This window comes from Flavobacterium collinsii (assembly GCF_946903285.1).
In the GTDB taxonomy this organism is placed as follows: domain Bacteria; phylum Bacteroidota; class Bacteroidia; order Flavobacteriales; family Flavobacteriaceae; genus Flavobacterium; species Flavobacterium collinsii.
This window is the reverse complement of sequence record NZ_OX336425.1, coordinates 1,441,109-1,459,754: the sequence shown is the minus strand read 5'-3', so window position 1 is coordinate 1,459,754 and position 18,646 is coordinate 1,441,109. Positions and strand designations below refer to the sequence as shown.

The following is an 18,646-nucleotide window of genomic DNA, read 5'->3' as shown; positions in this document are numbered from 1 at the left end:
ATGAATTTCTGCAAATGAAAGTAAAATTACTTACCACTATTTCTTTTTTCACCTATCAGCTGTCTGTTTCACAGTCAGAAAAAGTACTTCAGGGAAAAGTGATGTCCAATAACCATCCACTGAATAAAGTCGAAGTCATAAACAAAACAGCCAAAATAAGTACGCAGACAAATAATCTGGGAGAGTTTTCTATTTTAGTCAAAAGCCGGGATAGTTTACTGTTTTTTTCCAAAGATTATTTTTTCACCAGGCTAAAAATAACCCAGGAAAACATAGACCAAAACAACATCACCGTAAATATGGTTATAAAACCGGAAGAATTAGAGGAAGTCGTTATTACCAATATCAAATTTGATCCGGTAAAAATCTCTCAACAAGAAATAGACGATATAAAATTGGCAAAAGATGCTAGCTCTTTACAAAAATATACGGGTGTTTATAACGGAACTATTACAAACGGTATCGATTTTGCGAGACTTGGAAAAGGTTTAATTGGTTTATTTAAAACAGAAGATGATAAGCCTTCCAAAACTAAAGCTCCGGAAACTAATTTCAAAAAACTGGTAGCGACATCAATTCCAGATGATTTTTTTAGCAAAAATTTAAAACTAAAACCGGAAGAGAAAGATCTTTTTATTGAATTTTGTGATGCTGATCCCAGATCTAAAATGCTCTTAACAAACAGCAACATTCTCACCACAATGGATTTTATGTATGCCAAAAATGAGATGTTCAAAAAACTGAAAACGGAGAATAAGAATTAAACATTCGTTTTCGAATCATTCAGAAAAATGTAATCTTTTAAACTCTTCCACTTCATATAAAAAACAATCAAAGCAATTATTAAGATTGCTATAACAACAGATAAAATAATTAAAATTATTTCGATTTGATTTACATAATCTCTATCGATCCCATTCATTTTAGATCTTAAATCACGATTTGCATCATAAAGTCTTAGATTTCGACTTTCACAATAATCAATCTCAAATTGATAACAATATTGCAGCCTTTTATTAATCAATTCATTATCTAGTCCGTACTCTTTTGCACGTTCATATATTTCAATTGCCGTTTTATTCTTTTCAATTATTTTGACAATATTAGCCAATTCGAAAAACAAGATCGAAATTATTTTATCCTTTGGTTTTATGAAGGTTATACGTTCATTCAACTGATAATAAATAGATTTACTTAATCTCTCTAAGTCAGATTTTGAAAAACTACTTTTAGGAATCTCAGCTGTACCAAAATTTGTACCTATTAAAAACTCCCCGGAAACAGTGCTTAAATTCTTAATTTTGGCCTCTAATATTTTTAAATGTATCCATTCTGATCCTTCATGAGATTCGGGATTTATTTCAATTGATTTCTTAATCCAATCATAAGCTTTCTCATTTTCTCCCATTAATTCGTAGAGCGTTCCAAGATTTGATGCTGTAGAATACTTATTCGGCTTAATCTTTTCAATATTTAGATACAATTTTAATGCTTCCTCATACTTTTTCAGAACGATTAAAACATACCCTTTATCAGATAAATAATCTATATCCTTTGTCTTTTTATAGATACTATCGAGTTCAAAAAGCAACCGGGAAGAAACTCCTGCGTCAAAATTATGACCACGAGGAACAATTCCTCTGTAATCGATGTAAATTAAATACCCATTTTTTAATGTTTTAGTCTCGCCATTCAAGCAGGCAAAACACTTAAATGAGATTAAAAACAAAACAACTAAAGTGAGCTTAAATTTATTCATAAAGCAGATTTATCATAGAATTAACTTGAAACAAAAAAAGCTTGTAACCTGAAACAAAAACACTACTTATTCAACCACCAGATACTGGCATTTAAAACTCCTGCAAATGCTACCCAAGCCATGTATGGAATCAATAAATATCCGGCAATTTTATTAATTTTTATAAATTTTAGATACGTCTCATAAATCATAAGCCACAAAAGCACAATTTCGATTAAGGCCAGCATCGGATTCTTCAATTCGAAGAACAAATACGACCAGATCGCATTTAATATTAACTGAATTAAAAAGAAGCCTAAGGCAATTTTCACTGTCTCTTTTTGCTCCTTTACTTTATCCCAAACCAATCCGGCTGCAACCGCCATTAAGATATAAAGCAAAGTCCAAACAGGCATAAAAATCCAATTGGGCGGATTAAAAACCGGTTTTATAAGAGTCGGATACCATGTTTCAACACTTGGTCTTGTTACTACACTTGCAGAATACCCCACCATTAAACAAATAACTAATGCAATTGCGATTTTGACGATCTTGTTCATTTTGCTTTGATTTTTGTCCAAAAATAATCAAAAAGAAAATGTAAATCCTATAAGCGCTCTCAAGTTCATTTTAGTTGGAATCTGACTTACATTTTCTGATATAACTTACATGGCGAAATATTTTAAAAACTATCTTTGCCAAAATTTTATATTTCATGTTTACAGCAGCTGATTTTATTCCAAACACCTATACTTCATCCATCGAAAACGGAAATTTTGAGTGGAGCGCACCCAGCAATATTGCATTAGTAAAATACTGGGGCAAAAAAGACAATCAGATTCCGGCAAATCCTTCAGTAAGTTTTACTTTAAATAATTGCAAAACGATTACGAAATTAGGTTTTGCAAAGAAAAAAAATCAGGATTCTTTTTCTTTTGATTTACTTTTTGAAGGAAAACCAAAAGAAGATTTTAAACCCAAAATTCAAAAGTTCTTAGAACGAGTTCACATTTATTTACCTTTCCTGAAAGAATATCATTTTACAATTGATACTCAGAATACATTTCCACACAGCTCCGGAATTGCTTCCTCGGCTTCAGGAATGGCAGCTTTGGCGATGAATTTCATGAGTTTAGAGAAAGTACTGAACCCTGAAATGAGTGATGCATACTTTTATCAAAAAGCCTCTTTCTTAGCGCGCTTGGGATCCGGAAGCGCCTGCCGAAGTGTAAAAGGGAATGTGGTCGTTTGGGGAAACCAGGCCAACATTGGAGGAAGTTCGGATTTATTTGGTGTAGAATTTCCTTATGCTGTACATGAGAATTTCAACAACTATCAGGATACTATTTTACTGGTTGATAAAGGCGAAAAACAGGTTTCGAGTACCGTTGGGCACGATTTGATGCACGACCATCCCTATGCTGAAAGACGTTTTTCTCAGGCACACAACAATCTGGACCAGTTAATTGCCATTTTTGAAAATGGTAATTTAAATGAATTTATCAAAGTTGTAGAAAGCGAAGCATTGACTTTACACGCCATGATGATGACATCAATGCCTTACTTCATTTTAATGAAACCTAACACATTGCAAATCATCAATGCCATCTGGAAATTCAGAAACGAAACACAAATACCAGTTTGTTTTACACTTGATGCAGGAGCAAATGTTCACGTTTTATATCCCGAAAATGTTACCGACAAAGTACTACAATTTATTCAGGACGAATTAGTTGTATTTTGCCAGAATGGTCAGTACATTTGCGACAAAATTGGAGCGGGCGCGATTGCATTATAATTTTGCGTACCTTTAATTAAAATTTTGATTATGGACATTCAATTAGAAAAACTTGAGTTAATAAAACTATTAGCAGAGACAGAAGATCCATCTATCTTGAAATCAATTCGAAAAATCTTTAAGAAAGAGCAGAAAGACTGGTGGGATGATTTGACGGAAGAACAAAAAGCGGACATCGCTCAAAGTGAATTAGAATTTGAACGAGGTGAATTTAGTAGTTTTGAAGATGTTATGAAAAAATACAGATAGTGAATCTTAAAGTAAATTTTTCAAAAACTGCTGAAAGAAATTTAGATGAAATTTTAAAATTCATCGAAGCCAGATGGTCGGAAAAATCGCAAAAGTCGTTTATTATTAAATTTGAAAAAGCAATTTCGATAGTAAGTATGAATCCTGAGATTTTCCCAAAATCATCCGTCAATAAAAAATATCGAAAATGTGTTATAACCAAACAATCGAGTTTATTATATAGTTATAGTGCTAATGAGATTAGAATTCACACTATTTTCGACACTAGACAAGACCCAAATAAAATAAAAAAAGACATAAAATAAACATGAAAGGACCCTTATTTTACTCAAAAATATTACTCTTTGGAGAATACGGAATCATCCGTGACTCTAAAGGACTTTCTATTCCTTATAATTTTTACAACGGAGCTTTAAAGAAAACCGAAGATCCCTCGGCAGAAGCAATGGCATCCAATGCAAGTTTAAAGCGTTTTGCATCTTACCTTGAAACGTTACAAACAGAACAACCGGACCTGGTTGCTTTTGATTTGGCTACTTTAAAAAACGATGTTGAAACCGGAATGTATTTTGATTCCAGTATTCCGCAAGGATACGGAGTTGGAAGCAGCGGTGCACTTGTTGCTGCTATTTACGATAAATACGCTACCGATAAAATAACCGTTTTAGAGAATCTTACTCGTGAAAAACTGTTGCAGTTAAAAAACATATTTGCTCAAATGGAGAGTTTCTTCCACGGAAAAAGCTCTGGTTTAGATCCATTAAACAGTTATTTAAGCATTCCTATTTTAATCAACTCTAAAGATAACATTGAAGCAACCGGAATTCCGACTCAGAGTTTTGACGGAAAAGGTGCTGTGTTTTTATTGGATTCTGGAATTGTAGGTGAAACTGCTCCGATGGTTAACATTTTTATGGAAAGCCTGAAAGACAAAGGTTTCCGTACCATGCTTAAAAACCAATTTGTAAAATATACCGATGCTTGTGTAGAGAACTTTTTACATGGTGACATGAAATCTTTGTTTACCAATACTAAAAAGCTATCAAAAGTCGTTTTAAACAACTTCAAGCCAATGATTCCGGAACAATTTCATGGCATCTGGCAGAACGGAATTGATACCAATGACTATTATTTAAAACTTTGCGGTTCAGGCGGAGGCGGTTATATTCTGGGCTTTACCGAAGATCTAGAGCGTGCCAAAGCATCTTTAAAAGATTATAAGTTAGAGGTAGTTTACCAGTTTTAAAGCCAACCTCTAAAAACCGGTCTTAATTAGATAGTCTTTAAAAGAACCTTAAAAGTTATGGCGTATGAATAGTATTTTAAAGATTATCAAAGCGACTTTTTTAGGAGGTATTCCATTTTTATGCCCTTTAATTTCGTTATTGGTACTTTTAGAAAAAAGCTTTAGCATTACTGTTCACTCCACAAAAGTAAAGTTTCCAAGACTGGTTATTGAAGAGATTGCTGTCTTTATCTACTCTGCAACCGGATCACAACTTTTCGTTTTCGACTCCTGAAGCTCCAAATCCACAAGGAGCCCTTCTATGTTTTGCAGAACGAGAACCTATAAACAAGTCTAGAATTAAAATCCGAAACCAAATTCAAAAAATGTTAAGCAGACAGCACAAACTTTTAGTCATGAAAATTGTTAGTTTGCTCTCCGTAGTGAGAGGCTATAACATTCCGATTATTGTTTTGGCGCAATACTTATCAGCCATTTTTATACTGGCGCCTGAAAAAAGAGCACTCGACATTTTACTGGATTTTAATTTGTTTCTCATCGTTTTCGCCTCCGCGATCACTATTGCTTCGGGTTATATCATTAACAATTTTTACGACAGCCAAAAAGATCTAATCAACAGACCTAATAAATCAATGCTGGACCGATTAGTCAGTCAAAAAACAAAACTATCGGTTTACTTCACACTCAATTTTATTGCTGCTTTAATGGCTCTGATTGTTTCCTGGCGCGCTTTCTTGTTCTTTTCGGTTTATATTTTCCTAATCTGGTTTTATTCTCATAAAGTAAAAAAGTATCCAATTGTAGGCAATCTTACTGCAGCCTTCCTGGCAGTAGTTCCGTTTTTTGCTATTCTTTTGTATTTCTACAACAAAATTTCATTTGAAGAAATCGAAGACCACATGAGTCATTTTATGGTTATTTCATCTCATGCAGTTTTCTTATTTTTATTATTACTGATTCGGGAAATGATAAAAGATTTAGAAAATCTGAAAGGCGATTTAGCAAACAATTACAGAACAATCCCGATCCTTTACAACGAAAAAGTTTCGAAACAGATCATTACCGTTTTAACTCTCTTAACTGTGGTTCCGGTTTACATTCTAATCAACATTTATGATGTGGGCTATATGGATATTTACTTTTATATCTGTTTTGCCGTATTGCTTTTTTTCCTGATTTATTTATGGAAATCAAATTCGAAAGAACAATTTTTATTACTTCACAATGTCCTGAAATTTTTGATTGTTTCGGGTGTCTTTTGCATCGTATTGATTAACCCCAGTGTTTTATGGCATGGAAAAAATTTACTACTGAAGTTTTAAAAGACCGCACACAGATGATACGGATTTTCACGTCTTTTTTTAGCTTTTACTCTCTCTTTCTAAAATCTTTGGGGGATAACTTTTTTCAAAATGCTCAAAAGAAGCCGATTGTTTGAAAGTAGCCCCGATTGAAGTGGAAATCCTTTTATTTTTTTCAAATAAAAGATTGAAGCGAAAAGCGGGAAAAAATACCTCTAAAAAAGCCAATTGTTATGCTTCGGCAACTCTAAAAAATAACAGCTATTAATCTAAGAACAATGAACTTAGGATTATTTAGCAAGAATAAACTATCTTTGCACAAATTACAGAATTTATGAACAATAAGGAAGGCAATAATAAAAGAGGCGGATCGAGACCAAATAGCTCTAGGCCAAACTCTAACAAGCCAAAACCTCCTATGGCAAAACGTGCTCAAGGGCCGAAAAAAGTGAAACCTGCTGTGAAGGCTGCCGAAGAAGAAAAGGCAGAAAAAATCAAAAAACAGAATCAGGCTCCAAAAAGACAAAAAGCTGCAGACGAAATTCGCTTGAATAAATACATCTCTAATTCAGGTGTTTGTTCACGTCGTGATGCTGATATATACATTCAGTCCGGAAATGTCAAAGTAAATGGTGTTCCGGTAACTGAAATGGGTTATTTAGTAAAATTAAATGATGTTGTGAATTTTGACGGTGTTACTTTGACTCCTGAAAAGAAAGAATACATCTTATTAAACAAACCTAAAAACTTTACAACTGCTCTTGACGAAGGTCAGGAATATCGTAATGTTTTAGAATTGGTTCGCGGTTCTACAACGGCAAAAATTGCTCCGATTGGAAGAATGGACAAGAACACGACTGGTTTATTATTGTTTACTAATGATACTGACATGATTCGTAAATTTACTTTACCAAGTCAAAAGTCATCTAAAATCTACCAGGTTTCTTTAGATAAAAACTTAAAATTTGAAGATTTAGAAAAAATAAGCAAAGGCTTGGTTCTTGACGGACACCGTGTTTTTGTTGAAGAGATCAGCTATATTGAAAAAGAAGCCAAAAGCGAAGTAGGTCTTAAATTACGTTCTTCGAATGTAAAAGTGGTACGTGCTATTTTCGAAAACTTTGATTATGATGTGCTACGTATTGATCGTGTATCATTTGCGGGTTTAACCAAGAAAAATTTACCTAGAGGTAACTGGCGTTTTTTAACCGACCAGGAAATCATCAACTTGAAAAATGTTTAAGAAGCCATTCAAATTGAATTAAATATAGATCCTGTTTTACTTTTGTAAGACGGGATTTTTTATTTAGAAGCTAAAAAAGTTATGACCGAATAATGTAAAAATTGATCTTCCTATAGATTGGTTTTTTTCTTCTACCGATTCGTAGCATGAAAATCCCAGGATAATCTTGATTCCGGGCGGAATACTGTTTAAAATGTCTCTTTTTTGATCTTCCAAAAGTAATTTTAAACTCTCTACTATTTGAATATTGTTCTTAAGATAAGAGACGACTAATAAGGCTGAAAAGTTAAGAATTTCTCTGGCAGTTTCGCTTTTTATTCCGACTTCGTTAGAAATCATTTCAGAAATCCTGCCCTTTTTATTAGTGAAAATTTCTTTCAACAAACCATTTCCTTCTAAACGATAGCAATCATCAACTGATAAAATACGTCCTGATGTAAAATCAACTTCCTGATAAAAAGTAGAATCATCTTGTATTAATGAAGCAATTCCTTTGTAAAAATCCGACTCCTCGGCCCTGTTATACAACCCCATTAAAACTGTACCTATCGAAACATCAATTCCCTTAATTAAAAGTGCATCATTTTCAAAATAAAACTTGTTCAACTTTGAAACAACATTAGAAGAAATAAAACGTCTAAGTTCAATTTGTAGGTTTGGAGTCATACTTAACTTGTTTAAAATTATTTAAATCCATTAAAAATAATCGACAAAGTGAGGCTTTTTATCGTTTATCAGGATAAAAATATAAAATATTTTAACATTTCCAAAAAATAAGTTAAATAGTCAATTGTAGCTTTAACAATTGTTGAGCATAAAAATCCTGAAGTTCCAGTAAACATAACCCATTCGTTATCAAAACAAATAAAAACTGGTTAGAAAAAAATACAGTTATTTTTAATAAAAAATGAAAAAATAAGAAAAAGCTTAAGGATAAATACGTGATTTAAAACAGTAACAGGCGATTTTGCCAGACAACACTAATGAAAATGCCCAGAAAGATGATACAGAATAAAAAATTCACAAAACTTGAAGCAAGAAAACCCAAAACTGATCCTGTAGCTGCTTTTAATGCACGTTGATGGTTGGCTGAATCATAAATCAATTCTCCAACAAGAGCCCCAACAAAAGGTCCAATAATAACCCCAAACGGAATAGGAGCAACAATACCAAGGATTAAACCAATGTTGGTTCCCCAAACTCCGTACGAACTCCCTCCAAACTTCTTAGTCCCTTTTGCGGGAATTATATAATCAAGAACTGTAATTACAATGGTTAGCAAAAGTGTAATTCCCAAAACCCAATAATTATTTTCAACTGCTTCTGTCAGATAAAGCAATAATAAGCCCATCCAACAAGATGACAATCCAGGCAATACAGGTAAAAAACTACCAAAAATCCCAACAATCATACATATAAAACCAAGTAGTAACAATAGTAAATCCATATCTTTTTTTGTAAATTTGAGCTACAAACTTTCTAAAGGAACGAATTAATGCCTCAATTTTTGCACTTTATCTCCTGTAGTTTTTTGATCCTGGTAATCAATAGCAATTTACATGCCCAAACTAAAAAATTATCTATCAACGATAAGCTTATGCAAGACAGCATTTATAAAAGTAACAAGAAAAAAGTACTAAATTTTTCGATGAAAGATTTTGACGCCCTATTCTTCGAATATTTTAATCGCAAAAATGACCCAAATATTGTATTAAATAAAACGGAATTCTACAATTATACTGTCCAGATTGCTGCTTTTTCTGATCGACTGGCTTCTTTATATCCTGAGCAAAAAGAAGTTGCAGCGCAAAACAAAGAAAAATGGTTGTCAGAAAACTACGAAGATTATTTGCAATTCAAAGCTTCCCAAAAAAAATAATCGTATTTTTATGCCTTAATATGATCGTTCAATTCAACATCAAACTCTTGAAGCAATTTTTCCTTTTATTAATTGTTCTATTTTTCAATTCTTGTCAATATTTTGAGAAGCAGGTTCCCTCTGAAAAAGAATTACTTCAAAAAGAATTAAAATCAATTAACTGGAAAGAAGTTGACGAATTCCCCTCCGTAGCCAATTGCGAAAAGATTGCCGATAAAAAACAACGCCAACAGTGCTTCTTTGAAGTAATGTCACAGCTTATTCAAGAAAAACTGGATATTGACACCCTTGCGATATTATATCCTGAACTCGACACAATTGAAGTAAAAGTGACGGTTTTCCCTAATTCAACCATGAAATTCGAACCACAATTTCCGAAAGATTCTGTTGCTTACGATACGATTAAAATCGATAGTATTCTACATGCCCGTTTAGTCGATTTTCCAAAAATAAATCCGGCACTTAAACGTGGAATTCCGGTAAAAACTCAGTTCATCCTGCCAGTTATTCTTAAGGCTAAAGAAAAAAAGTAGTTTATTTCGTGAACTTTCTTCCTTTCCATTCATAAGAACCAAACAAACTATACAAAGCCACAGTCGAGCTAAAAAAGGGATACAACAGACTACTTAAAAACAAACTTTTTATACGTTCGCTTGTCAAAAATTGATTGGTACAACGGAGTAAAATAAAATCGATTGTAAATTTCAAAAAGGCAAACCAAACGAAAAAGTAATAGGGCCAAATCGAAAAGACTACCCCAAAAAAACCGATTACAAAACTCAGATTACCTAAGAAAACGATTAACCCCAAAATCTTTCCAAAGCTGCTTTGATACGAACTTGTTTTAGCGGCCCAACGCACTCTCTGATAAGATAAGGTCTTCCAGTCTTCCGTTGGTTTGGTCGTAACAATTGCTTCCATTGCTTTTAAATAGTGAACTTCATCAGGAAATGCTTCAACCGCTTTTTGCAATAAAAAAACATCATCACCACTGGCGATTTTATCATTCCCTTCAAATCCATTTAAAGCTTCGAATATCGATTTAGTATAGGCAAAATTGGCGCCGTTGCACATAAAGGCTTTTTGAAGTCCAAAACTTCCAATTGTTGCTCCTTGTAAACTTGTCAAATCCAATTGCTGAAAATGATGTAAAAATGAGTCTTCACATGCATAGCTCACAGCTCCTGCAAGCATCGAAACCTTATTTTGCTGAATGTAATTATCGAAGGTTAACAACCAATTTTGAGACACCAAACAATCGGCATCAGTAGTAATGACCCATTCGGTTTTTACCTGTTGCATTGCGGTCGAAATAGCATCTTTTTTGGGAGAACTCGAAACCCGGATATTGTCAATTTGTGAAATGTGAAATGCGAAATGTGAGATTTGAAATTTCTCCTTAGAATTATCATCTACCAAAATAACTTCAAACAAATCATTAGGGTAATTCAGTGTTGAAAAACTCTCTAAAAGGTTAGGCAAATTCTCTTCTTCATTCCGAAACGGAACTATAATTGTAAAACTCGTTTGAGGTTTTAAATCTGTACTTTGATACTTTTTTACTTTAGCAAAACCATAAACAAGCCAACCGATAGCAAGCACATAAATGCTTAATAGGGTATACAAACCCAAAATCATTCTGCAGTTCTGGTTTTAAAATTCAACACATAATATGCTCCTATAACGACGGGTAAAACCACATTAAGGAACCACATCAAAGTGCTTATAAAAACTACGATCCACTCGTTTACTCCTAAAATTCCAAAGAAATAAATCGCAACGCTCCCTTTTACCGCAAAATCCAGAAACTGAAAAGTAGGTAATGACGAGGCCAGAAAGTAAACGACCGCAATAGTAGCAATTAAAGTGAAATATGGCAAATCGACATCAAAAGCCAAAAACAAAAAGTAGTACTGATGCGAAAAAACCAAATAACGTAAAACCCCCAAAAGAATATTTTTGCGGTGAATTGGTTTAGGGATTTCGTTAATCTTATGTATTAATTTTTCGATCGAATATCCTTTAATTTTTATTTTCTTCAAAGAAAACAAAACAATAAGAAGCAATACAAAAATTCCAAACAAAATGGCAACCGTTTGCGTTGTAATAATCTCATGTTTGACATTAAAATACAACAACCCAAAAATCCCAAAAATCACGGTTAAGATCATTTGAATCCCGTTGCAGATCAGGTTTAAGAAAATTACTTTTTTAGTTTCTGATTTCGAATAATACAATGCTTTTCCTGCATACTCTCCTACTCCGTTTGGCGTGAAAATTCCTGCTGTTAAAGCCGCCAGAACTTGTTTTGTAGCCTCTCCCAAAGAAATTTGATGAATTACTTTAGCTAGATTCTGCCATTTCAGAATTTCGAAATAACGATTTAAAACACTCAAAAGCAAGATAAAACCAATTCCTAATACGGACTGATTTTTACGAAACAACACGATAAATTTTTGCCAGTCGAGCTTATCATTATGTGCCAACTGATTATAAATAAAGTAAAATGCACCACCTACAATCAAAAGTTTGACTAGAAGAACAAGGAATTGCTTAGCTTTGTGAGGAATTGAAATCATGTTGCAAAGTAAAGCAAACTATTACGAAAAAGCTATTTCACAAAGATTCTCTGAGCAACCACAAAGACACACAAAGAGAGTCAAAAAAAAACTTTGTGAATCTCTGTGTTAACTTAGTGAAACTTTGAGTAACCAAAACAAAAAAATTGACAAAAGAACGCATCATATTAGGTATTGACCCCGGAACAACCATCATGGGTTTCGGATTAATTAAAGTCACTAATAAAAAAATGGAATTTCTGCAGCTTAACGAATTGCAGCTTTCCAAATACGACAATCATTACCAAAAATTAAAAATCATATTTGAGCGTACGATCGAATTAATAGAAACACACCATCCCGACGAAATTGCGATTGAGGCTCCTTTCTTTGGTAAAAACGTTCAATCGATGCTGAAATTGGGTCGCGCACAAGGCGTAGCAATGGCAGCAGGGCTTTCGAGAGACATTCCCATCACTGAGTACGAACCTAAAAAGATCAAAATGGCGATTACCGGAAACGGAAATGCCAGCAAAGAACAGGTCGCAAAAATGCTCCAGCAGCTTCTTGGACTAAAAGAATTACCCAAAAACCTTGACTCAACAGATGGTCTTGCGGCTGCCGTTTGTCATCATTTTAATTCCGGTAAAGTTATTGCCGGTAAAAGTTATTCAGGTTGGGATGCTTTTGTGAAACAAAATGAAGAACGAATTAAAAAATAGTTTTCAGTCGCAGTCACAGTCTACAACTAAAAAATACTGAGACTGAAAACCGGGACTGAAAACTGAGACTAAAATCATGAGCGGTATTTACATCCATATCCCTTTTTGCAAGCAGGCTTGTCACTATTGTGACTTTCATTTTTCAACTTCAATGAAAAAGAAAGACGAAATGGTTTTGGCTTTAGCCAAAGAAATCGTCATGCGGAAAAATGAATTAAAATTTATCGATTCTACCCAAAGTAACGACCAGATTGAGACCATTTATTTTGGAGGTGGAACTCCTTCGGTTTTGAGTAATGACGAGATAAACTTTTTAATCGATACCGTTTACAACAATTATAATGTTGTTGAAAATCCGGAGATAACACTCGAAGCAAATCCCGATGATTTGTCTCCCGAGCGAATTCTCGAATTATCTAAAAGCCCTATAAACCGCTTAAGTATTGGGATCCAGTCATTCTACGAAGAAGATCTAAAAATGATGAACCGTGCCCATAATTCGGCAGAAGCGATAAATTGCTTAAAAGAAGCGACCAAATATTTCGATAACATTTCACTCGATCTCATCTACGGAATCCCTGGTCTGACCGATGAAATGTGGAAAAAAAATATTGAAACAGCGTTGTCCTTTGGTATTCCGCACATTTCGAGTTATGCCCTGACGGTAGAACCCAAAACAGCTTTAAAAAAACTAATTGACACCGGTAAAATTGCAGAACCACAAGACGAAGCCGCTTCCAATCATTTTATGATTCTGGTCGACACACTTGAAAAAAATGGTTTTGTTCATTACGAATTATCCAATTTCGGAAAGGAAAATTATTTCTCCAAAAACAATTCGGCTTACTGGCTCGGTAAAAAATACATCGGAATTGGCCCTTCGGCGCACAGCTACGATGGTGAAAAAAGAGGCTGGAATGTGGCAAACAATTCCCTTTACATCAAATCAATTCAGAATGACGAACTTCCAATAGAAACTGAAATTCTGTCTAAATCTGATCGTTATAACGAATATATTATGACGGGCTTAAGAACGATTTGGGGCGTTTCCTTAGATCGGATTGATGCTGAATTTGGCTCAGATTATCTGGATTATCTCCAAAAACAATCTCAGAAATTCCTAAACGATGATTTACTTTTTATCGAAAACAACATTCTAAAACCAACCGCAAAAGGAAAATTTTTAACGGATGGAATTGCAAGTGATCTCTTTTACTTAAATTTAGAATAAAAAGTTTAACCGCAAGGTTCGCTAAGGTTTACGCAAAGAGCGTAGCATAATTAATGTAAGAATAAAGTTACTTTTATTTTTCTGTACTACATTTGAGTTTTACTATTTAAAATTAAAACTCATGTCAGAAAATGAATCATCAAGAATTGTGTTTGATTGTGCTTTAAAAGTTCATCAAACTTTAGGTCCCGGACTCTTGGAAAGTGCTTACGAAGAATGTCTGGTCTATGAATTAAAAAAGACTGGTTTAGAAATTGAAAAACAAAAACCTTTATCTTTAATTTACGAAAAAGTAAAGTTAGATATTGGTTATCGACTAGATATAATAATTGAAAATAAAGTAATTTTGGAAATAAAATCCGTGGATGCTTTAAATGAAATTCATTTCGCCCAACTATTGACCTATTTAAAATTAACAAATTGTAAATTAGGTTTATTAATAAACTTTAATGTAGTTTTAATAAAAAATGGGATACGCAGAGTTGTAAACAAGCTTTAGTATTTCTTGAATAAAAATTAAAAACGCAATAATTTTAAGCAAAAAACCTTGCGATCTTTTGCGTAAACCTTAGCGAACCTTGCGGTAAAATGAAAGCAAAAATAAACACCTTCGAAATAGACTTATCAAAACCCATTGATATTTCAATCCCGTTAACGAATACAGACGAAAACCCAATTGCCTGGTATATCGAAAAACCAGTTATTGAGCCCGTAGTTTTTGGCGATTGGATCGGAAAGGTTTCGGAAGGAAAATCATCTACTAATTTTAACAATATCTTCTTCAACCCACATGGTCATGGAACACATACGGAATGTTTGGGGCATATCACAAATGATTTTTATAGTATCAATGAATGTTTAAAACAGTTTTTCTTTTTGGCTCAACTAATTACCATTGAACCTGAAAAAATTGGTGATGATTTCATGATTACCAAAAATCAGATTTTAGATGTTCTTAGTGGAACAACTGAGGCTTTACTTATCAGAACACTTCCAAACCAAAAAGATAAAAAATCAAGAAAATACTCGAATACAAACCCGCCCTATTTATCTGAAGAAGCGGCAATTTTCATTCGCGAAAGCAAAATTCAGCATTTGTTAATTGACTTACCAAGTGTGGACAAAGAACATGACGAGGGAAAATTACTGGCTCACAAAGCTTTTTGGAATGTAAAAGATACGCTTCATCTGAACGCTGACGCAAGATTAAATGCAACGATTACCGAAATGATTTTTGTTTCTGATGAAATCAAAGATGGCGACTATATACTAAATCTTCAAATTGCTTCGTTTGAAAACGATGCAAGTCCAAGTAAACCAATTTTATATAAAATTTAAAGTTTGCCCCGAATTATACAAATTCCCTCGAATTAATTCTTTTTTTGATAAGCATAAAAATTAGTGTAATTCATGGCAAAAAACGACAGCTTATGATAACCGTTTCGACCGATAAAACTAAACTTGATGTTCCGTTTATACAAAATTTCCTGAAGGATATTTACTGGGCTGCCGGAAGAACTATTGAAGAAGTTCAAACTACAATAGCCGCTTCTGTTTGTTTTGGAATTTACCTTAACGACAAACAAATTGGCTTTGCAAGAGTTATTACAGATTATGTGGTTTTTGGATATGTAATGGATGTTTTTATTACCGAAGAACAGCGTGGCAAAGGGTATTCGTCTGTTTTAATAGAAGCGATGATGAATGAGCCTATTCTAAAAGACATTCAAATATGGAGATTAGCGACTACTGACGCTCATTTTTTATATGAGAAATTTGGCTTTACCGCCTTGCAGCATCCCGAAAAAATGATGGAAAAGAAAATAGTATGAAAACAATAATCAAACTTGAAGAATTAGGAATGTTCGTTCTCGGAATCTATCTATTTAGCCTTTTAAACTATCATTGGTGGTGTTTTTTAGTCTTCATTTTGGCTCCGGATCTTTCGATGATCGGCTATGTATCTAATTCTAAAATTGGAGCTTTTTTGTACAACTTATTCCATCACAAAGGACTCTCGATCTTAGTTTATATAGTGGGTTGTTGTTTAAAAATTGAATACATTCAGCTTATCGGAATTATTTTATTCTCGCATGCTGCAATGGATCGTTTTTTCGGTTATGGTTTGAAATATCAAAAAGGTTTTAAGTATACACATTTAGGTGAAATCGGTAAATAAAAAATAATATGAATCTGGAAACGTACTACGAATATTGTCTTTCAAAAAAAGGGGTTAGCGAACATTTTCCTTTTGACGAAGACACCTTGGTTTTTAAAGTTGGCGGAAAAATGTTTGCATTATCCTCCTTATCACAATGGGAAAAAAATGAACCTTCGGTTAATTTAAAATGTGATCCGGAACGCGCTCAGGAACTAAGAGCCGAATATGACGAAATCAAACCCGGATTTCATATGAGTAAAGTGCATTGGAATACCATTGCTCTTAATGGCAATTTACCGACCTCTTTCATCAAAGAATTGATCGATCACTCGTATGAGTTGGTTTTCAAAAGTTTGACAAAGAAAATTCAGAATGAAATTATCGAATTAGAAAATTAGGCATTACATTTGCAGCATAAGACAAAAAACTTAGCAACACAGTTACAGTGTAACTTAGCAATTTATCAATCATGAAAGAACAATTTAAAAAATTTCTGAACGAAGAACAAGACCCTAAAGCGATTGAAAAAATCACTTCAAAACTCAATGATTTATTGATGAAAAACGAAGAAGTTGGGTACATCGCGGTTCAAAAAAAACCAGCAATTACTGTTTTTCCGGATAGCATAATCTTAACCAATAAACGTATCATTATTTGCAAACCTAAAAACTTAGGTCTTTCGATGGATTTTACAGATTATACCTGGGATGATATTGCAAGCACTTTTGTAAAAGAAAACATTTTAGGTTCTGAATTTTCATTTGGCACCAAAACAGATCTGGCAATTTCAATAGATTATATTCCGAAAACTCAGGCAAGAAAAATTTATACTTATGCTAAGGAACAATTGGATTTATTGAAAAACCCTGTTGCTACTGAAGCTCCTGCAGCAGAACCAGTACAAATCGTCGAAGATGATTTTGAAGACGACGTAGAAGAAGTTGAAACGGAAGAAGTTACCAGTTTTGCCGAAATTTTACCTGCGACAACTCCTTATGAAACTTTTGAACCTATTCAACCTACTCAGGCTTCCACCGGAGATCGTAAATTGAGCGACTTGTCTAAAGAGGAACTTTTTGACAAACTGCAGAATTATAAAAAACTGCTTGACAATGGTTTAATCATGCAGGGAGAATATGACACTTATAAGAAAGAAATTTTAAGCTATATGTAAGATGTAGTTTGTAAAATGTGATCTGTAAGAAGTGAATTAACTTTTTACTCAAAATTAAAAAGCCCTAAGTTCAGATAGAACTTAAGGCTTTTTTACGTTTTAAAGATCATTTTTACTTCTTACAGATCACATTTTACAAACTACATCTTACAAAGTAGCTTTCTGTTTCTCTACAAAACTATTAGACTGCAATTCGAGTAATTCCTTTGCGTTTTTACGCTGCAAATCGTAGAGACCTCTATCTCCGGCAATATCAGCATAAACTTTATCGTGCATTTCGGCGCTGGTTCTAACCAATAATTCACTTTGGTATTTGTTTTGCTCCAAAGTGGCTTTCATTGCTGTTTCGGCTTCTTCCTGTTTAAAATCAAACTCGCCTTTAGGAGCTAATAATTTCGCTATAATCGGAGAAGTTTCGATTGCTAAAAACAATAACATTATAAAAAAAGACGGCAGCCACGGTAACTTATTCAGTGCATTGATACGCGCCATTAAACCATCAAAACCTTCAATGATGGGCTGCGTTTGAGTGACTTTTTTATCCAAATCTGCCTGCAATTGTTTTCCCGCTTTTTCTTTCTCGGCAATTTTGGCTTCGTTAGTAGTCTTTAATGCTGCAAATTCTTTTAGAGCTGCATCGTGTTTCTCTCTCTTTTCTTTATAAACCGGTCCTTTTCCAAGCTTTTTGGTTCCTGAAGTTCCTTCGGCTTCTGTGATATAAGTCGAATACAAATCATTTACTTCTTTTTCTTTTTTGAGAATATCATTTTTCAACACTGCAATCTCAGCCTTATTTTTATCTAAATCCGATTTGAAATAATTACCTACCTGCTTTTTGTTTGCCAATTCCATTTCATTTTTTTCTTTCAATAAAACAGTATTGATTTCTTTTTCGAAGATTTTAATCTCCAAAGGTTTCGAAATTACAATTGCAATAATAATTGCCAGTAGGATTCTGGGAGTCGCCTGAATAAATTCATCCATAAAACGATCTCTTTTTTTAATCGTCGAAACTATAAATCGGTCCAGATTAAAAATGAGTAAACTCCACACAAATCCAAAAATTAAAGCCGGATAAATAGAGTCAAAAACAGTAAAAAGTGCATAAGTACTGGCCAGAAAAGCCATAACTGCAGTAAAAAAAACGGTGGCGCCAATACCAACATATTTGGTTTGTTCGCCTTCTGAACAGCCTTCGAGCAGGTCCCGATCGGCTCCTGAACAGAGGATAAAAAATTGTTTTAACATGATTGATGATTTTTGATTGATGATTATTTTATCAACTCGTCCTTTGGACTTGTGTGATACGGCAAATTTAACGCCAAAAAATTAAATTCTAAGTTAAA

The 18,646-nt window shown here is 33.7% G+C and carries 25 protein-coding genes; 18 read left to right on the top strand and 7 right to left on the bottom strand.

The features are described 5' to 3' along the window. Positions 1-14: 14 nt before the first annotated feature. Positions 15-764 carry a hypothetical protein gene (locus tag OGZ34_RS06530; protein ID WP_263362509.1) on the top strand — a complete coding sequence of 250 codons (750 nt, stop codon included), beginning with the start codon at positions 15-17 and terminating at the stop codon, positions 762-764. Here OGZ34_RS06530 and OGZ34_RS06525 read toward each other — a convergent pair. Next, positions 761-1,759 (bottom strand): tetratricopeptide repeat protein, encoded by a 999-nt coding sequence (locus OGZ34_RS06525; RefSeq protein WP_263362508.1) that lies wholly within the window; start codon positions 1,757-1,759, stop codon positions 761-763. The genes OGZ34_RS06530 and OGZ34_RS06525 overlap by 4 nt on opposite strands. 62 nt (positions 1,760-1,821) lie before the next feature. After that, on the bottom strand, positions 1,822-2,298 hold the full coding sequence (locus tag OGZ34_RS06520; protein WP_263362507.1) for a TspO/MBR family protein: 477 nt from the start codon (positions 2,296-2,298) through the stop codon (positions 1,822-1,824). 155 nt (positions 2,299-2,453) lie between these two features. Here OGZ34_RS06520 and OGZ34_RS06515 point away from each other — a divergent pair, with 155 nt between their 5' ends. The 7 genes from OGZ34_RS06515 (at position 2,454) to OGZ34_RS06490 (ending at position 7,575) form a co-directional block, all read left to right on the top strand. Continuing rightward, positions 2,454-3,536: a diphosphomevalonate/mevalonate 3,5-bisphosphate decarboxylase family protein gene (locus OGZ34_RS06515; RefSeq protein WP_263362506.1), complete on the top strand. Its 1,083-nt coding sequence runs from the start codon at positions 2,454-2,456 to the stop codon at positions 3,534-3,536. 30 nt (positions 3,537-3,566) lie between these two features. Then, positions 3,567-3,785, top strand: a complete 219-nt coding sequence (locus OGZ34_RS06510; RefSeq protein ID WP_263362505.1) for a hypothetical protein — start codon at positions 3,567-3,569, stop codon at positions 3,783-3,785. Then, positions 3,785-4,090, top strand: a complete 306-nt coding sequence (locus OGZ34_RS22400; protein ID WP_395338141.1) for a type II toxin-antitoxin system RelE/ParE family toxin — start codon at positions 3,785-3,787, stop codon at positions 4,088-4,090. The genes OGZ34_RS06510 and OGZ34_RS22400 overlap by 1 nt, the downstream gene beginning before the upstream one ends. A gap of 2 nt (positions 4,091-4,092) precedes the next feature. Continuing rightward, positions 4,093-5,031, top strand: a complete 939-nt coding sequence (locus OGZ34_RS06505; RefSeq protein ID WP_173967145.1) for a mevalonate kinase family protein — start codon at positions 4,093-4,095, stop codon at positions 5,029-5,031. 64 nt (positions 5,032-5,095) lie between these two features. Next, positions 5,096-5,305 (top strand): hypothetical protein, encoded by a 210-nt coding sequence (locus OGZ34_RS06500; protein WP_173967146.1) that lies wholly within the window; start codon positions 5,096-5,098, stop codon positions 5,303-5,305. A gap of 91 nt (positions 5,306-5,396) precedes the next feature. After that, positions 5,397-6,353 (top strand): geranylgeranylglycerol-phosphate geranylgeranyltransferase, encoded by a 957-nt coding sequence (locus tag OGZ34_RS06495; RefSeq protein ID WP_263362504.1) that lies wholly within the window; start codon positions 5,397-5,399, stop codon positions 6,351-6,353. A 313-nt stretch (positions 6,354-6,666) separates the two neighbouring features. Continuing rightward, entirely contained in the window at positions 6,667-7,575 is a 909-nt protein-coding gene (locus tag OGZ34_RS06490; protein ID WP_173967148.1) for a pseudouridine synthase, read from the top strand. 63 nt (positions 7,576-7,638) lie between these two features. Here OGZ34_RS06490 and OGZ34_RS06485 read toward each other — a convergent pair whose 3' ends face one another. Both OGZ34_RS06485 and OGZ34_RS06480 read right to left on the bottom strand, forming a co-directional pair. Continuing rightward, positions 7,639-8,241 carry a DUF937 domain-containing protein gene (locus OGZ34_RS06485; protein WP_173967149.1) on the bottom strand — a complete coding sequence of 201 codons (603 nt, stop codon included), beginning with the start codon at positions 8,239-8,241 and terminating at the stop codon, positions 7,639-7,641. A gap of 280 nt (positions 8,242-8,521) precedes the next feature. After that, complete coding sequence (locus tag OGZ34_RS06480; RefSeq protein ID WP_263362503.1) at positions 8,522-9,022, bottom strand: DUF456 domain-containing protein; 501 nt, start codon at positions 9,020-9,022, stop codon at positions 8,522-8,524. Positions 9,023-9,172: 150 nt separating this feature from the next. On the opposite strand from OGZ34_RS06480, the gene OGZ34_RS06475 reads away from it, so the two are divergent. Then, positions 9,173-9,454 (top strand): hypothetical protein, encoded by a 282-nt coding sequence (locus OGZ34_RS06475; protein ID WP_263362502.1) that lies wholly within the window; start codon positions 9,173-9,175, stop codon positions 9,452-9,454. Between the two features lie 47 nt (positions 9,455-9,501). Further along, positions 9,502-9,987 carry a hypothetical protein gene (locus OGZ34_RS06470; protein ID WP_263362501.1) on the top strand — a complete coding sequence of 162 codons (486 nt, stop codon included), beginning with the start codon at positions 9,502-9,504 and terminating at the stop codon, positions 9,985-9,987. A gap of 1 nt (position 9,988) precedes the next feature. Here OGZ34_RS06470 and OGZ34_RS06465 read toward each other — a convergent pair whose 3' ends face one another. Together OGZ34_RS06465 and OGZ34_RS06460 are read right to left on the bottom strand one after the other, a co-directional pair. Further along, entirely contained in the window at positions 9,989-11,092 is a 1,104-nt protein-coding gene (locus OGZ34_RS06465; protein ID WP_263362500.1) for a glycosyltransferase family 2 protein, read from the bottom strand. Beyond that, positions 11,089-12,033 carry a flippase-like domain-containing protein gene (locus OGZ34_RS06460; RefSeq protein ID WP_263362499.1) on the bottom strand — a complete coding sequence of 315 codons (945 nt, stop codon included), beginning with the start codon at positions 12,031-12,033 and terminating at the stop codon, positions 11,089-11,091. Before OGZ34_RS06460 ends, OGZ34_RS06465 begins: the two co-directional genes overlap by 4 nt. 146 nt (positions 12,034-12,179) lie before the next feature. Here OGZ34_RS06460 and ruvC point away from each other — a divergent pair, with 146 nt between their 5' ends. The 8 genes from ruvC to OGZ34_RS06420 all read left to right on the top strand — a co-directional run bounded on the left by ruvC (position 12,180) and on the right by OGZ34_RS06420 (position 17,300). After that, positions 12,180-12,734 (top strand): crossover junction endodeoxyribonuclease RuvC, encoded by a 555-nt coding sequence (ruvC, locus tag OGZ34_RS06455; protein WP_173964793.1) that lies wholly within the window; start codon positions 12,180-12,182, stop codon positions 12,732-12,734. 76 nt (positions 12,735-12,810) lie between these two features. After that, positions 12,811-13,965, top strand: coding sequence for a radical SAM family heme chaperone HemW (gene hemW / locus OGZ34_RS06450; protein ID WP_263362498.1), 1,155 nt, complete (start codon positions 12,811-12,813; stop codon positions 13,963-13,965). A gap of 121 nt (positions 13,966-14,086) precedes the next feature. Continuing rightward, positions 14,087-14,464, top strand: a complete 378-nt coding sequence (locus OGZ34_RS06445) for a GxxExxY protein (RefSeq protein ID WP_263362497.1) — start codon at positions 14,087-14,089, stop codon at positions 14,462-14,464. Between the two features lie 89 nt (positions 14,465-14,553). Continuing rightward, entirely contained in the window at positions 14,554-15,303 is a 750-nt protein-coding gene (locus OGZ34_RS06440; protein WP_263362496.1) for a cyclase family protein, read from the top strand. 92 nt (positions 15,304-15,395) lie between these two features. Then, a complete protein-coding gene (locus OGZ34_RS06435) occupies positions 15,396-15,797 on the top strand; it encodes a GNAT family N-acetyltransferase (protein ID WP_173964797.1) in 402 nt (133 codons plus the stop codon). After that, positions 15,794-16,144 (top strand): DUF4260 domain-containing protein, encoded by a 351-nt coding sequence (locus OGZ34_RS06430; protein ID WP_263362495.1) that lies wholly within the window; start codon positions 15,794-15,796, stop codon positions 16,142-16,144. Before OGZ34_RS06435 ends, OGZ34_RS06430 begins: the two co-directional genes overlap by 4 nt. 8 nt (positions 16,145-16,152) lie before the next feature. Beyond that, positions 16,153-16,524: an MmcQ/YjbR family DNA-binding protein gene (locus OGZ34_RS06425; RefSeq protein ID WP_173964799.1), complete on the top strand. Its 372-nt coding sequence runs from the start codon at positions 16,153-16,155 to the stop codon at positions 16,522-16,524. A 71-nt stretch (positions 16,525-16,595) separates the two neighbouring features. After that, complete coding sequence (locus OGZ34_RS06420) at positions 16,596-17,300, top strand: PH domain-containing protein (protein WP_173964800.1); 705 nt, start codon at positions 16,596-16,598, stop codon at positions 17,298-17,300. 147 nt (positions 17,301-17,447) lie between these two features. On the opposite strand, the gene OGZ34_RS06415 is transcribed toward OGZ34_RS06420, so the two are convergent. Then, positions 17,448-18,548: a DUF4407 domain-containing protein gene (locus tag OGZ34_RS06415; RefSeq protein ID WP_263362494.1), complete on the bottom strand. Its 1,101-nt coding sequence runs from the start codon at positions 18,546-18,548 to the stop codon at positions 17,448-17,450. Between the last annotated feature and the right edge of the window lie 98 nt (positions 18,549-18,646).